The following is a 15,082-nucleotide window of genomic DNA, read 5'->3' on the forward strand; positions in this document are numbered from 1 at the left end:
AAACGGCAATCCCCTTCTTGCCACGTTCGTTTCGACCGTGTTTCGCGGATGGGAAAGCTGTGTTCTGGGAATTGAGAGCCGTTCGGTGATGTCAACAACGATGATGGGCGGCAGTCCCGGTGGGGTGATGGTGGCGGACGGGCACGGTGGCGTGGCGCTGGATCGGTTCGACGGTGAAGGGCCGGCCCGTGGTTCGGACATGCGCGGTGGACATCCGTTCGCGGCGCATTGGGGCCGTATCTGCGCGCGCCTGCAGCTCGAGGTGGGCGAGGTCGAGTATCGGACTTGGCTGCGCCAGATGACCCTGGGCGCGGTGGATCAGGACGAGATCACGCTGTATCTGCCGACGCGCTTCCTGCGCGACTGGGTGCGCAGCCAGTACGGCGATCGCCTGGGTGCGCTGTGGCATGCCGAGGTGGCGGAGATCCGCCGTGTGGAGCTTGCGCTGGCTCCGGATCATGCGGCGCAGCTGCGTGCTGAGCCGGTCGAGGACGGTTCGGCGACGGCGGAAGCGGTGCGTCCGGCCGTGCCGGCTGCGCCCATGACGGCCGTTGCGCCGGTTCTGGAAAAGAATTCCGATCTGGCGGCGCCGCTCGATCCGCGTTTCTCGTTCGACGGGTTCGTGGTCGGCAAGCCGAACGAGTTCGCCTATGCCTGCGCGCGCCGCGTGGCGGAGCGTCCGTCCAGCCCCGGCTTCAATCCTTTGTTCCTGTATGGCGGGGTCGGTCTCGGCAAGACGCATCTGATGCATGCCGTGGGTCTCGAGCTGACGCGCCCAGACCGCAGCGGCGGGGCGGTGTCGGTCGCCTACATGTCGGCCGAGAAGTTCATGTACCGATTCATTGCCGCGATCCGCTCGCAGCAGACCATGGAGTTCAAGGAGCAGCTCCGTTCGGTCGACGTGCTGATGATCGACGATCTGCAGTTCCTGATCGGCAAGGACAACACGCAGGAAGAGTTCTTCCACACCTTCAACGCGCTGGTGGATGCGGGCAAGCAAATCGTGGTGTCGGCGGACAAGTCGCCGAGCGATCTGTCCGGGCTCGAGGATCGTCTGCGCACGCGTCTCGGTTGCGGCATGGTGGCCGACATCCATGCCACCACCTTCGAACTTCGCATTTCCATTCTGGAAGCGAAGGCGCAGGCTTCCGGCGTGGCCGTGCCGCCCAAGGTGCTCGAATTCCTGGCGCACAAGATCACGACAAACGTTCGCGAGTTAGAAGGCGCGCTGAACCGTTTGATCGCGCATGCCAATCTGTTCGGCCGTCCCGTGACGCTGGAAGCGACGCAGGAGGTGTTGCACGACATCCTGAAGGCGCATGATCGCCGCGTCACCATTGAGGAAATCCAGCGCAAGGTGTCCGAGCACTGGAATATCCGCCTGACGGATATGAGTTCGGCGCGTCGTGCGCGTGCGGTGGCGCGTCCGCGTCAGGTGGCGATGTATCTGTCGAAGCAGCTCACCAGCCGGTCCCTGCCGGAAATTGGCCGCAAGTTCGGCAATCGCGACCACACCACGGTGATGCATGCGGTGAGCCGCGTACAGGAGCTGATGACGACCGACAGCGCATTCGCCGAGGATGTCGAGCTGCTGCGCCGTATGCTGGAAAGCTGATCACGGCTGGAGGGATGTTCTTTCTTGAAAGAAAGAACCAAAGAACTCTTGTCCGTTTGGTTCGGTAAGGATCGAAAGACTCTGAACCCAAACGGATAAAAGTCTTTTTGCTTCTTTTTCTTCAGAAAAAGAAGCTTCTAGCCGCGTGCGACGGCGAGTTTGACACCGAACGCGATGAAAACGCCGCCGGTGAGGCGATCCAGCGTGCGGACCACGCTTGGCTTGCGCAGGAAGCGCCCGAGCGGGGCGATCGTGGCGACCAGGGCGCAGAACCAGGCGAACGAGATCGCCACATGGATCGCGGCCAGCAGGATCGACGTGGTGGCGACAGGCGCGCCGTGCGGCACGAATTGCGGCAGGAAGGTGATGTAGAACACGCCGACTTTCGGATTGAGGATATTGGTCAGGAAGCCGCGCCTCAGGGAAGCGGCTGCGTTCGATTGGACGCTGACGGTATCGGCACCGAGGGCCTGCCGGGGTTTCAGCAGCAAGCGGACGCCGACCCAGACCAGATAGGCGGCGCCTGTCCATTTCACCGCCGCGTAGGCCAGAGCAGAGGCGCGCAGTACGGCGCCGAGGCCGAGCGACGCGGCGACGCCCCAGCACAAGCAGCCGAGACAGATGCCGAGTGCTGCGAACAAAGCGGCGCGTGCGTTGATCGCGGCCGTACGCAGCACGAGCGCGGTGTCGATTCCGGGCGTGATGGCGAACAGGGTCGCAGCGGCGGCGAAGGCGAGCAGGAGCGGGGCGTGTAGCATGCACCCAGCATGGCATGGGCCGGCGGCGATGGCAGTGCGTTTTCGTGCGGCTTCGAAAGGAAACCGGTTGCTATATCTGTTGCGGTAACGTTCCGGTTCCGGCGGCGTCGGCAGGCTCCGGGCGAACTGCGGTGCGGGAGGATACGATGCGTGGCGTGAAGGCTCGGCTTTTAGGCATACTGCATGCGCTCGCGTTCATGCTCCTGGCGATCGGGGCGCTGTTTCTGCCGCATTTTGTCGGTCGCGCGATCCACCGCATCGCCGCCTGGCTGTCCGGACCGCCTGTGTCTCGCCTGGTGCCGGGCATGGTCGCGGAGGCCTGCGCCCTGCTGGTGATGGTTCTGCTGATGATCGCGTTTCGCCGCAGGCGGGATGTGTTCGCGTTCAGCGGGTTGCCGCTCGATCGCGGCGGCCTGACGCGTTTGTCGGTCGGTGTGCTGAGTGGGCTCGCCGGAATGGCGCTGGTGGTCGGTGCGATCGCCTGTTTCGGATCGTTCGAGATCCTGGGCTGGAAGAACGCGTTCTGGACCGGTTGCCCGGTCGCATGCGTGAGTGCGGCGACCTATCTTCTGGTGGGCGTGTTCGAGGAGGCGTGGTTCCGCGGCTATGCCTTCACCGTCCTGGAACGAAGCGGCGGGTTCTGGCTGGCGGCGCTGCTGACCTCGTTTCTGTTCGGTGCGGCGCACGGCTTCAATCCGGGCGAGGGTGTGGGCAGCGTGGCGATCATCGTCGTGGCGGGGCTGTGCTTCAGCCTGTTGCGTCGTGCGACGGGGTCGCTCTGGTACGGCATCGGGCTGCATGTGGGGGTCGACTACGCCGAAGGGGTGATCTTTTCCGGCGCCGATAGCGGCGTGGATACGCCGGCCGAACATCTGCTGGTGGTGCGGGCCAGCGGGCCGGATTGGGTGACGGGTGGGGCCGCGGGCTACGAGAACAGCGTGTTCTGTCTGCTGATGCTGCTGGTGCTGATGGCGGGGCCGTTGGTGCTGCTGCGGCGGCGCGGGCGGCGGAAGGTGGTGGCGGCCTAGGGCGGGGAGGGCGGCTTTTCCGGGGGGCGGCGGGCTGCTAAGGTCCTGGCCCCTCAGTTTTGTTGCCGGCGAGTGCAGGATCATGAAGTTCAAGGCCGATCGGACGACCCTGCTGAAGGCGCTCGCTCACATCCAGAGCGTGGCCGAGAAGCGCAACACGATTCCGATCCTGGCGAACGTGCTGATCCAGGCGCAGGGCTCGCGTTTGACCCTGACCGCCACCGACATGGAGATCGCCATCGTCGAGGAGGTGACGGCGAGCGTCAGCCGTGACGGTTCGACCACCGCGCCGGCCTCGGTTCTGTTCGAGATCGTGCGCAAGCTCGGCGGCGATACCGAGATCGAGCTGGACCAGTCCGGCGGCGACGCGCCTTTGGCGCTGCGCGCCGGACGCTATGCGACCAGCCTGAACGTTCTGGCGGTGGACGATTTCCCGTCCATGACCGCAGGGCAGTTGCCGCACAAGTTCAAGATCGGTTCCGGCGTTCTGCGCGGGCTGATCGACCGGTCGCGTTTCGCGATCAGCACGGAAGAAACCCGCTACTACCTGAACGGCATCTATCTGCATGTGGCCAAGGGCGACGCCGGCGAGATGCTGCGCGCCGTGGCGACGGACGGGCATCGTCTGGCGCGCGTGGAGACCGAGCTTCCGGCCGGTGCGTCGGGCATGCCGGGCGTGATCGTGCCGCGCAAGACGGTGGCCGAGATCCGCAAGCTGCTCGACGAGGCGCCTGAAGAGGTCGAGGTGGCGCTGTCGGAAACCCGCATCCAGTTCACCGTCGGCACGGTGATGCTGACCTCGAAGCTGATCGACGGCACCTTCCCGGAATACGAGCGCGTGATTCCGCGCGACAACGACAAGATCCTGCGTGTCGGCAAGCGCGATTTCGCCGATGCCGTGGCGCGCGTTTCCGCGATCAGCCAGGAGCGTTCGCGCCCCGTGAAGCTGTCCCTGGAGAAGCATCTGCTGACCTTGTCCGCGGCGAGCCCGGACCAGGGCACGGCCAAGGAAGAGCTGGACGACGGCACCGTGAGCTACGAGGCCGGGCCGATCGAGATCGGATTCCAGGCGCGCTACCTGAACGACATCACCGACCAGATCGAGAAGGATGTGGAATTCGCCTTCTCCGACAGTTCGGCGCCGACCGTGGTGCGGGATGTGGACAGCCCGTCCGCGCTCTACGTTCTGATGCCGATGCGGGTGTAGTCGCGCGTTCGAGCCTCCATGGCGGGTGAGGGGCCGGCGCTGCGGCGCCTGGTTCTGACCGACTTCCGTAACTACGAGACCCTGCGGCGCGACTTTTCCAGTCGCGTCGTGGTGCTGACCGGGCCGAACGGCTCCGGCAAGACCAATCTGCTGGAAGCCGTTTCGCTGCTCGTGCCTGGGCGCGGCTTGCGTGGCGCGCGCATGGCCGAGCTGCCGCGCCATGGCAGCGCGCGCTGGGCGGTGGCGGCACGGTTCGAGGCGGGTGCGGACTCGTTCGAGGCCGGGACCGGCACGCCGCCGGAGCAGAACGGCGTCGCTTCGGCCAACGGGCGGCGTGCGTTCCGGCTCGACGGGCAGGCTCTGCGCAACCGCAACGCGCTGGGCGAGCGGCTTTCGGCGGTGTGGCTGACGCCGCAGATGGACCGGCTGTTCAGCGAAGGGGCGTCTGGGCGCAGGCGGTTTCTGGATCGTCTGGTTCTGGCGCTCGATCCTGGTCATGCGCGCGAGATCGCCGCGCATGACGAGGCGATGCAGGGGCGCAACCGGCTGCTGGCGACGGGGCGCGGCAGCGGGGCGTGGATCGACGGGCTCGAATTGTCGATGGCGCGTCATGCCGTGGCGGCGAGTGCGGCCCGGCGTGGGTTGGTGGCGCAGTTGAACGCGCTGGCCGAGCGTGGTGAGCGCACCGGGTTTCCGCCCGCGGTGCTGTCCTTGTCCTGCGCCTTGTGTGCGCGTCTGGACGGAGAACCGGCCCTGGCGGTGGAGGATTGGCTGCGTGCATCGCTGGCCGAGGCGCGCAACGCGGACCGTGCGGCGGGCGGGGCGTCCTTGGGGGCGCACAAGGCGGATCTGGTGTTGTCCGACCGCGAAACGGGGCGGCCTGCGGCGGGCGCCTCCACGGGACAGCAGAAGGCGCTGCTGATCGGCGTGGTTCTGGCGCATGCGGAATTGATCGGTCGTGCGAGCGGGAATGCGCCGATCCTGCTTCTGGACGAGCCTCTGGTGCATCTGGACGAGGAGCGGCGGCGGGCTTTGTTCGAGGCGCTGTCTCGCACCCCGTCGCAGGCGATCCTGACCGGGACCGATGCGGAACCGTTCGCGCCGCTGCGGTCGCAGGCCGAGATGATCCGCGCCGGCGGAGGGATGCTGTTCGACGCTGGTTCCCTGGAGGGCGACGGCGTATAATGCGTTGATTCCGCTTTCGCCCGTTTGGGTTCGTTCGTTCGGTTCTGGAGCATCTCGTCGGCATGCAAGACAACAATTCCGGGTCCTCTGCGCAGCCGGCCGTGCCCGTGGCCGACTACGATGCGGCCTCCATCTCCGTGCTCAAGGGGCTGGACGCGGTGCGCAAGCGGCCCGGCATGTATATCGGCGATACCGATGACGGGTCCGGCCTGCACCACATGGCGTTCGAGATCATCGACAACGCCGTGGACGAGGCGCAGGCGGGTCATGCGACGTCGTGCTTCGTGACGCTGAACGGCGACGGCAGCGTCACCGTGCGCGACAACGGCCGTGGCATTCCGACCGACATGCATGTCGAGGAGGGCATCAGCGCCGCCGAGGTGGTGCTGACGAAGCTGCATGCCGGCGGCAAGTTCAACCAGAACAGCTACAAGGTTTCCGGCGGTCTGCATGGCGTGGGTGCCGCCGTGGTGAATGCCCTGTCGGAATGGATGGACGTGCGGATCTGGCGTCAGGGCCAGGAGCACATGATCCGGTTCGAGCACGGCGAGACCATGGCGCCCTTGTCTGTGGTCGGGCCGAGCGACGCGCCGCGCGGCACGCAGGTGACGTTCAAGCCGAGCGCCGGGACGTTCGCGAAGGTGGAGTTCGAGTTTCCGATCCTGGAACGCCGCTTGCGCGAGCTGGCGTTTCTGAATTCGGGCCTGGAGATCGTTCTGCGCGACGAGCGCCATGCGCCGGCGCAGGAGCAGCGCTTCTGCTTCGAGGGCGGTCTGATCGCCTTCGTGGAATGGCTCGATCGCGGCAAGGCGCAGGTGGTGCCGGAGCCGATCACCGCCGATGGCGCGGACGATGCCAACGGCGTGAAGGTGGAGTTCGCCTGCACCTGGAACGACAGCTTCCACGAGACGATGCTGTGTTTCACCAACAACATTCCGCAGCGTGACGGCGGGTCGCATCTGGCTGGTTTCCGTCAGGCGTTGACGCGCGTGGTCGGAAAATATGCCGAAGGGGTCGGCAAGAAGGACGCGCTCGCCCTGTCCGGCGAGGATATGCGTGAGGGACTCACCGCCGTTCTGTCGGTGAAGGTGCCGGACCCGAAATTCTCGTCGCAGACCAAGGACAAGCTGGTCAGCTCCGAGGTGCAGCCCGTGGTGCATGCGGCGGTGTCGGACGCGATCTCGCACTGGTTCGAGACGCATCCGAAGGAAGCACGCGCCATCGTCGCCAAGGTGATGGATGCGGCGGCCGCGCGCGAAGCGGCGCGTCGTGCGCGCGAGCTGACGCGACGCAAGGGCGTGCTCGATATCTCCTCTCTGCCGGGCAAGCTGGCGGATTGCCAGGAGCGCGACGCGTCGAAGGCGGAAATCTTCCTGGTCGAGGGTGACTCCGCGGGCGGCACCGCCAAGCAGGGGCGCGATCGTCGTTTCCAGGCGATCCTGCCGCTGAAAGGCAAGATCCTGAACGTGGAGCGTGCGCGCTTTGATCGCATGCTGGGTTCCGCGGAGATCGGCACGCTGATCACCGCGCTCGGCACCGGCATCGGACGCGGCGAGCCGGAGCAGGGCGGTTTCACGGCGGACAAGCTGCGTTACCACCGCATCGTCATCATGACGGACGCCGACGTGGACGGCTCGCATATCCGCACGCTGCTGCTGACCTTCTTCTTCCGGCAGATGCCGGAGCTGATCGAGCGCGGCCATCTCTATATCGCCCAGCCGCCTCTGTATCGTGCCAAGCGTGGCAACGATGAACGCTATCTGAAGGACGATGCGGCGCTGGAGCAGTATCTGCTCGACAAGGCGCTGAACAATGCGAGCCTGCGCTACGCCGACGGGCGCGAGCTGGTCGGTGCGGCGCTGGAGGCCGAGACCGGCTGGCTGCGCGAGGCGACGCGGGCTTTGCGTCGTTTGAGCGTGCGCGCGCCGGTCTGGATTCTGGAGCAGGCGGCGATCGCCGGTGCGCTGACGGCGGATGTGGGTGTTTCCTTGTCGCGCGCTCAGGCTCTGGTGGATCGCCTGAATGCGGCATCGCCGGAAGGGGAGCGCGGCTGGACCGTGACGCCGGACGATACCGGCATCACCTTCGCGCGCACCGTGCGGGGTGTGGGGGAATTGTACCGTCTCGACCCGGCGACTCTGCGTTCTGCCGACGTGTTGTGGCTGGCACAGCATGCCGATCTGCTGGCGAAGGATTTCGGCGGCGAGGCGGTGTTGACGTTGGACGGCAATGCGCAGCGCGCTGCGGGTCCGGCGTCGGTGTTCGACCGGATCCTGGCGCAGGGACGCAAGGGTTTGGCGATCAACCGGTTCAAAGGCCTGGGCGAGATGAACGCCGAGCAGCTCTGGACCACGACGCTCGATCCGGCGGTGCGGACGCTGCTGCAGGTGCGTGTCGGCGATGTGGAGGATGCCGGGCAGGTGTTCTCGACGCTGATGGGCGATGTGGTCGAGCCGCGTCGTGACTTCATCGTCGGCAATGCCCTGAAGGTCGCCAATCTCGACGTGTGAGCGATGACGGAAGAGGAGCTGGATGGGCTGCTCGCGGCGCATCCGGTTCTGTTCCACGCTGCGGAGTGCGGAAGCTGGCCGCAGATCGCGCGGCACGGGCTCCTGAGCACGAGCGCGCTGCTCGATCTGTGGGATGTGGCCGGTGACGAGCGTCGGCGGATCGAGAGCGAGCATCGTCCCGAAGGGGTGGCGTTGGCGCATCCGGTGCATGGACGCGTTCTGTTGCGCGATCAGAAGCCGATGGACGATGCCGGTTTGCGTCGCTGCCTGCGCGACGGGCTGGAGCCGGCGGATTGGTATCGCCTGCTGAATGCGCGGGTGTTCTTCTGGTTGACGCGCGCACGATTGCTGCGATTGCTGGATGCCAGACCGTATCGTGCGCTCGAACATGATGTGCTGGAGCTCGATTCCAGCGCGCTGGTGACGGCGTATCGGCAACGGATCACCTTGTCGCCGATCAATAGCGGTGCGACCAGGCCCTTCGGTACGCCGCGTGGCCGCGATACGTTTCTGCCGATCGCGGAATTTCCTTACTCGGACTGGAGGAAACGGCGCGCGAACAAGGAGGCGGTGGTGGAGTTGTGCGTGTCCGGCGGTGTGCCGGATGTGGCGCGCTTCGTTCGGGGCGTGTCCGTGATGCGCGGTGCGGCGGTGCTTCGGAGGCTGATGTAGCGTCGGGCGTCAGCCGCGCTGTCCGGCGGCGCGTTCTTCGGCGCGCAGGGTTTCGCTGAGACGTTCGCAGCTGGCATCGAAGGAAAGAGCCCAGTCCGGCAAAGGCGGGGATCGCTCCGTGCGTCCGAGAGCGTCGACGAGGTCCTGTGGTGGAACCGGTCCGTTCTTGCCGGTGAACATGCCGCGAATGGCGACCACGCCGAACACGCGGCCTCCTTTGACGAAGCGGTGTTCGAGATAGGCCCAGCGCTCGTCCCATCCGATCAGCCGGCTCTGGATCTCGAAGCGTTCGAAGGCGCGCAGTTCGCGGCGGAACTTGGCGATGGCGTCGCCGATCACCGGAAACGCCTTGCGCTCCCGCGCGACGCGCAGAAGGCCTGCGCGCCGGAACCAGTCGATGCGGCCGAGATCGGCCAGGGACAGGATGCGTCCGTTGTTGACGTGGACGTTGAGGTCGAGATCGTTCGGCCAAGCGCGCAGGCGGATCACGGTGGTATCGAACGCGCCCGGCGGCGGTCCGTCGACGCGGGCCATCGCCACGCGCAGCAATCTGAACCAGGGATACATCGATCCGAACGCTCCTGTTCCGGCGGGGCGGTTCTTGCGCCGCCCCACGCTCAGTCTTGCCGTGTCCGGTTCGGAAAGGAAGCGCTCAGGGCAGCTTGTGCTTGCCGTCGAGGTCGGTGCGCTCAGCGTTCACGGCGGCGGCGGTGAGGTTGCGCGCGCGGGCCGCGGCGATATCGGCGGCGGTGAACACGGGCGCCGGCTTGGTGTCGCCCATGGCGGCGATCGTGCTCAGGATGGCGGCGATCTGCTCGTCCGGCAGGCGGGCGAAGGAGGGCATGAAGCCCGCGAAGGAATCGCCCGCGGCGTCGATGGAGCCGTTCAGCCCGTGCGTGAGCACGTCGGCGAGGTAGGCTTTGCCTTCCGGCGTGGCGGCGATCTTGTCGATGCGGTTCTTGAGCGGCGGGAACTGTCCGGGCTGTCCGGAGGCGTCGGCCTGGTGGCAGGCGGCGCAATTGGCGGCGAACAGGGCGTTGCCGTCCGGGGCGGCCTGAGCATGGGCGGCCGACAAGGCGAGGATGGCGGCGGCGGATGCGAAAGCGAGACGCATGGACGAGAGCACTCCGGGTTCGGGAAACGATACGGCCGAGCAAGAATCACGCCAGAGCGGCGATCGGGTTGCGGCGGCAGGGCGGCGTTCGCATGTGGGGGCAATGCTGAACGTGAAGAGTCCGGTTCTTGTTCTTGCCCGTATGGTCGCTGCCCTGGCGGTGTCGTTCGGGGTCTGCGCGCCCGTGCATGCGGATACCGTGCGGGGTTTGTCGGTCGATTACACGCTGTCGAGCCATGGGCTGACCCTGGTGGACATGCAGACGCGGACGCAGCTCGAACCGTCCGGCTATGCCATCAACGTGCATACGCGGACGGTGGGGCTGGTGGGCGTGCTGGCGCGCAGCGATGTGTGGAGCACGGGGAGCGGGCGTTTCGCGGCGGACCGCGTGATCCCGCAGATGTTCCGGAGCGCGGGACATTCGCGTGGTGCGGACCGGGCGGTGCGGATCGCCTATCCGGACGGCAACCCGGTGCTGGAAACGCTGACGCCGCCGGAGCCGGACCGGGAGCCCGTCTCGCCGGCGGAAACGAAGGGTGCGGTCGACACGTTGGCGGCGGTGGTGGAACTGTCGCGTCTGGTGTCGCGGACCGGGCGCTGCGATGGGCAGGCGCTGGTGTTCGACGGGCGGCGGCTGTCGCGCCTGGAGGTGACGACCGGCGGCGAGGAGGCGGTGACGGATGCGGGGGCGTTTTCCGGCCGGGCGTTGCGCTGCGATTTCGTCAGCCGGCAACTGGGCGGGTTTCTGCGCGACGACACGCGGGCGCGCTTGTTGAAGCCGCTGCACGGGAGCGCGTGGCTGGCGGCGCCGGTGGCCGGAGCGCCGGTGGCGGCGGTGAAGGCGGTGTTCGAGAGCGCGCTGTGGGGGCGTGCGACCCTGCGGATGCGGTCGGCGCAAGTGGAGTAGGGTGGTACCCGCCCGGCGAGCGGGGTGGGCGCCTCGGCGCGGGTTCCGGAGAGGGGTTTCGCCAGGTGGGATCGTGCGGGTTTCCCGCGAACCGGACTAGCCGGCGCGTCCCTTGAACGGACCGCTGGCGAGGATGCGTGCGGCGAGCACGGGAACCGCATCCGGCGTTTCGGCGATGGCGGCGGCGCCGTTGGACATGCCGGGCGCGCCGTAGCCCCAGTCGGCGAAGATGGCGGGGATACCGGCGCCGATGGCGGCCTGGACGTCGTTGCGGTGGTCGCCGACCATGACGGAGCGTTCCGGCACGCAGCCCGCGGCGAGCATGGTCATGCGCACATGTTCGGGATCGGGCTTGCGGACGGGAAAGCTGTCGCCGCCACCGATGGCGGCGAACAGATGGGCGATGCCGAGTGCGGACAGCAGGGTGCGCGCGGCGCCGACCGGCTTGTTGGTGCAGACGGCGAGGCGCCATCCATCCTGGAGCGCGCGGCCGAGCATGCTCTGGATGCCGGGAAAGAGCGGGGAATGGTCGGCGGCGCTGCGCTCGTAATCGGCGGCGAATTCGGCGAGGGCGGCCTCGTCGAACGGCATGTCACGGAAGGCCAGGGCGCGGCGGACCAGGGCGGCGATGCCGTCGCCGATCATGATGCGGATGTCGGGCAGCGTGATCGGGGCGAGCTCGCGTGCGGCGAGCATGCGGTTGGTGCTGGCGAGGAGGCCCGCGGCGGAATCCACCAGAGTGCCGTCCAGATCGAGCAGGAGCAGGCGGCCCGGGTCGCTGGTGTTCGCATGGCTGTTCGGCATGCAGCAATGCGTAACGCTTGTTGATCCGAAACAGAAGCCCCACGGGTTTGACAGGGATCGGCCGCTGCCGCTACCGCCGAAGCCATGTCCGATCGTGTCGATGCCACCGCCATCCTGCTCGCCGCCGGCCTTGGAACCAGGATGCGCTCGCATCTGCCCAAGGCCCTTCACGCCCTGGCCGGACGGCCGATGCTGCGTCATCTGATCGACGCCGCCGAGGCGGTGTTCCAGCGCGTGGTGGTCGTGGTCGGGCCGGGCATGGAGGCGCTGGAAGCGGTGGCGTCGCCGCATCCGGTGGTGGTCCAGCACGACCGTCTGGGCACGGCGCATGCGGCGTTGCAGGCGGTGGACCTGTTCGGCGGCGGCGACGTGGCGGTGCTTTATGCGGATAATCCGCTGGTGACGGTGGACACACTGCGGCGCCTGGTGGCGCGCCGTGCCGAGCCCGGCACCGATCTGGCGCTGCTGGCGATGCGCCCGGCCGATCCCGCGCGCTACGGCCGTCTGGTGACCGAGCCGGACGGTTCGGGCGGCGAGCAGGTGCTGCGGATCGTCGAATGGGCCGAGGCGAACGCGGCAGAGCGGGCGATCGGGCTGTGCAACGCGGGCGTTCTCTGCGCCGAGGCGGGCCGGTTCGCGGGCTGGCTGCGCCGTGTGGAGAACACCAACGCCAAGGGCGAGTTCTACCTGACAGATGTGGTGGCACTGGCGGCGGCCGACGGGGCGCGGGTGCGCCATGTGGAGGCGCCGGAAGAGGAACTGCGCGGCGTGAATTCCAAGGCCGAGCTGGCGGAAGCGGAGGCGGTGATCCAGCGCCGTCTGCGCCGGGCGGCGATGGAGGCGGGCGTCACGCTGCTGGCGCCGGACACCGTGTTCCTGCAGGCGGATACGGTGATCGGCGCGGATACGGTGGTGCATCCGAACGTCGTGTTCGGGCCGGGCGTCGTGGTCGGATCGGGTGTGGAGATCAGGAGTTTCTCCCATCTGGAAGGGGCCGTGATCGGCGACGGCGCGATGGTGGGACCGTTCGCGCGTCTGCGACCGGGCGCGGATGTGGGTGCCGCGGCACATGTCGGCAATTTCGTCGAGTTGAAGAACGCGACACTTGGCGCAGGGGCCAAGGCGAACCACTTCACCTATCTGGGCGATGCGACGGTCGGCGCGCGCACGAATATCGGCGCCGGCACCATCACCTGCAATTACGACGGGGTGAACAAGCATCGCACCGTGCTCGGTGCGGATGTGTTCGTGGGGTCGAATGCGACGCTGGTGGCGCCGGTGACGATCGGGGATCGGGCGTTCGTCGCGGCGGGGAGTACCATCACCGACGCGGTGGACGAGAACGACCTCGCCTTCGGGCGTGCGCGGCAAACAACCAAGACGGGCGGGGCGGAAACGCTTCGCGCCCGCATCAAGCAGGGCAAGAACTGATGTGCGGCATTGTGGGCGTCGTCGGACGCCAGGACGCGACGCCGATGGTGTTCGGCGCGCTGCGTCGTCTCGAATATCGCGGCTACGATTCCGCCGGCATCGCAACGCTGGTGAACGGCCATATCGAGCGTCGCCGCGCGGAAGGAAAGCTCGACAATCTCGAGCATGTTCTCGAACGGTCGCCTTTGCCCGGCCTGACCGGGATCGGGCATACGCGCTGGGCGACGCATGGCGCGCCGACCGAGGGCAACGCGCATCCGCACGGCACCGAGCGCGTCTCGGTGGTGCATAACGGCATCATCGAGAACCATGCCGAATTGCGTGCCGAGCTGGAAGCGGAAGGGCAGGTGTTCTCCACCGAGACCGACACGGAAACCGTGGCGCAGATGGTGGATCTGAACCTGAAGCGCGGCATGGCGCCCGCTGAAGCCGCCCATGCCTGTCTGCAACGTTTGAGCGGCGCCTATGCGCTGGCGATGATCTTCGCCGGCCACCCCGAGCTGATGATCGGCGCGCGCCATGGTGCGCCCCTGGCAGTCGGGTTCGGCGACGGCGAGATGTTCCTGGGGTCGGACAGCCTGGCGCTGGCACCGCTGACGCGCCGGATCGCGTATCTGCGCGATGGGGACTGGGCGGTTCTGTCGCGCGAGGATGCGCGTTTCTTCGATGCGGATGGCAACCAGACCTCCTGCGAGATCAGCATCAGCGCGCTTCCGGGCGGCGCGATCGGCAAGGACGGGTATCGGCACTTCATGGAAAAGGAGCTGCACGAGCATCCGCTGGTGATCGGGCAGACCTTGCAGCGGATGATCGATCCGGCGACGCGTCGGGTGGTGATGCCGGAACTGCCGTTCGATCTGGCGGCGATCCCGCGCATCACCATGACCGCCTGCGGTTCGGCGTTCTATGCCGGGTTGATCGGGCGGTACTGGCTGGAAGCGGAAGCGCGTATCCCGGTGGATGCCGATGTGGCCAGCGAACTTCGCTATCGCGAGCCGCCTTTGGCGAAGGGCGGGCTGGGTCTGTTGATCAGCCAGTCCGGCGAGACCGCGGATACGTTGGCGGCCCTGCGCTCCCTGCGCGAGGGCGGCCAGCATGTGATGTCGGTGCTGAACGTGTCGGAAAGCACCATGGCGCGGGAAAGCGACGTGGTGCTGGACACGGTGGCGGGTCCAGAGATCTGCGTGGCCAGCACGAAGGCGTTCACGGCGCAGCTGTCGGTGCTGGCGTGTTTGTCGATCGCGTTCGGCCGTGCGCGCGGATCGATGACGGAAGAGCGGGAGGAGGCATTGGTCCAGGCGCTCCTCGATCTGCCCGGGCGTGCTGCGGAATTGTTCGCGTTGCAGCCAGCGATCCAGGAGGCGGCGTCCATGGTCGCCGATGCGCGCGACGTTCTGTATCTGGGGCGCGGTTCGCAGTTCCCTGTGGCTCTGGAAGGCGCCTTGAAGCTGAAGGAGATCAGCTACATCCATGCCGAGGCCTATGCGGCTGGCGAGATGAAGCATGGTCCGATCGCGCTGATCGACCGCAATGTGCCGATCGTCGCCAGCGTGCCGTCCGGGCGTTTGTTCGAGAAGACGGCGTCCAATCTGCAGGAAGCGCGGGCGCGCGGCGGGCGCCTGCTGTGCTTCACCGATGCCGCTGGTGCAGTGCGGCTGCGCCCGCTCGCCGAGCATGTGATCGAGTTGCCGGAGGTGCATGATTTCGTGGCGCCGATCCTGCACAGCATCGCCGTCCAGATGCTGGCCTACGAGGTGGCGCTGCTGAAGGGCACGGATGTGGATCAGCCGCGCAATCTGGCAAAATCCGTCACCGTCGAATAGGCGGGGTTTTCCGGCTGACCCTGGCGGC

At 67.2% G+C, this 15,082-nt stretch carries 13 protein-coding genes; 9 read left to right on the forward strand and 4 right to left on the reverse strand.

What is annotated here, in order from left to right; all coding sequences use genetic code 11:
* Positions 1-199: 199 nt before the first annotated feature.
* Positions 200-1,615 (forward strand): chromosomal replication initiator protein DnaA, encoded by a 1,416-nt coding sequence (gene dnaA / locus ACZ5BM_RS00005; RefSeq protein ID WP_498911698.1) that lies wholly within the window; start codon positions 200-202, stop codon positions 1,613-1,615.
* Positions 1,616-1,752: 137 nt separating this feature from the next.
* Here dnaA and ACZ5BM_RS00010 read toward each other — a convergent pair whose 3' ends face one another.
* Entirely contained in the window at positions 1,753-2,373 is a 621-nt protein-coding gene (locus ACZ5BM_RS00010) for a LysE family translocator (RefSeq protein ID WP_498909259.1), read from the reverse strand.
* A gap of 197 nt (positions 2,374-2,570) precedes the next feature.
* On the opposite strand from ACZ5BM_RS00010, the gene ACZ5BM_RS00015 reads away from it, so the two are divergent.
* From ACZ5BM_RS00015 to ACZ5BM_RS00035, 5 genes are all read left to right on the forward strand, one after another.
* Positions 2,571-3,401, forward strand: a complete 831-nt coding sequence (locus ACZ5BM_RS00015; RefSeq protein WP_498909261.1) for a CPBP family intramembrane glutamic endopeptidase — start codon at positions 2,571-2,573, stop codon at positions 3,399-3,401.
* An 82-nt stretch (positions 3,402-3,483) separates the two neighbouring features.
* On the forward strand, positions 3,484-4,608 hold the full coding sequence (dnaN, locus tag ACZ5BM_RS00020) for a DNA polymerase III subunit beta (RefSeq protein ID WP_498909263.1): 1,125 nt from the start codon (positions 3,484-3,486) through the stop codon (positions 4,606-4,608).
* Between the two features lie 18 nt (positions 4,609-4,626).
* Positions 4,627-5,793 carry a DNA replication/repair protein RecF gene (recF, locus tag ACZ5BM_RS00025; RefSeq protein ID WP_498909264.1) on the forward strand — a complete coding sequence of 389 codons (1,167 nt, stop codon included), beginning with the start codon at positions 4,627-4,629 and terminating at the stop codon, positions 5,791-5,793.
* Between the two features lie 62 nt (positions 5,794-5,855).
* The gene (gene gyrB, locus ACZ5BM_RS00030; RefSeq protein ID WP_498909265.1) at positions 5,856-8,303 is read left to right on the forward strand and encodes a DNA gyrase subunit B; all 2,448 of its coding nucleotides are present in this window, start codon (positions 5,856-5,858) and stop codon (positions 8,301-8,303) included.
* Between the two features lie 3 nt (positions 8,304-8,306).
* Positions 8,307-8,975 (forward strand): DUF7002 family protein, encoded by a 669-nt coding sequence (locus ACZ5BM_RS00035; RefSeq protein WP_498909266.1) that lies wholly within the window; start codon positions 8,307-8,309, stop codon positions 8,973-8,975.
* A 9-nt stretch (positions 8,976-8,984) separates the two neighbouring features.
* Here ACZ5BM_RS00035 and ACZ5BM_RS00040 read toward each other — a convergent pair whose 3' ends face one another.
* Positions 8,985-9,542: a thioesterase family protein gene (locus ACZ5BM_RS00040; protein ID WP_498909267.1), complete on the reverse strand. Its 558-nt coding sequence runs from the start codon at positions 9,540-9,542 to the stop codon at positions 8,985-8,987.
* Positions 9,543-9,627: 85 nt separating this feature from the next.
* Complete coding sequence (locus ACZ5BM_RS00045; protein WP_498909268.1) at positions 9,628-10,089, reverse strand: c-type cytochrome; 462 nt, start codon at positions 10,087-10,089, stop codon at positions 9,628-9,630.
* A 103-nt stretch (positions 10,090-10,192) separates the two neighbouring features.
* Here ACZ5BM_RS00045 and ACZ5BM_RS00050 point away from each other — a divergent pair, with 103 nt between their 5' ends.
* Entirely contained in the window at positions 10,193-10,996 is an 804-nt protein-coding gene (locus tag ACZ5BM_RS00050; RefSeq protein ID WP_498909269.1) for a DUF3108 domain-containing protein, read from the forward strand.
* Between the two features lie 96 nt (positions 10,997-11,092).
* Here the strand turns inward: ACZ5BM_RS00050 and gph are convergent, their stop codons facing one another.
* On the reverse strand, positions 11,093-11,800 hold the full coding sequence (gene gph, locus ACZ5BM_RS00055; protein WP_498909270.1) for an HAD family hydrolase: 708 nt from the start codon (positions 11,798-11,800) through the stop codon (positions 11,093-11,095).
* A gap of 84 nt (positions 11,801-11,884) precedes the next feature.
* On the opposite strand from gph, the gene glmU reads away from it, so the two are divergent.
* Positions 11,885-13,231, forward strand: coding sequence for a bifunctional UDP-N-acetylglucosamine diphosphorylase/glucosamine-1-phosphate N-acetyltransferase GlmU (gene glmU / locus ACZ5BM_RS00060; RefSeq protein WP_498909271.1), 1,347 nt, complete (start codon positions 11,885-11,887; stop codon positions 13,229-13,231).
* Positions 13,231-15,054, forward strand: a complete 1,824-nt coding sequence (gene glmS / locus ACZ5BM_RS00065) for a glutamine--fructose-6-phosphate aminotransferase (RefSeq protein ID WP_498909272.1) — start codon at positions 13,231-13,233, stop codon at positions 15,052-15,054. Before glmU ends, glmS begins: the two co-directional genes overlap by 1 nt.
* Positions 15,055-15,082: the final 28 nt, after the last annotated feature.

The organism is Lichenicola sp. GTC18331 (genome assembly GCF_055386855.1).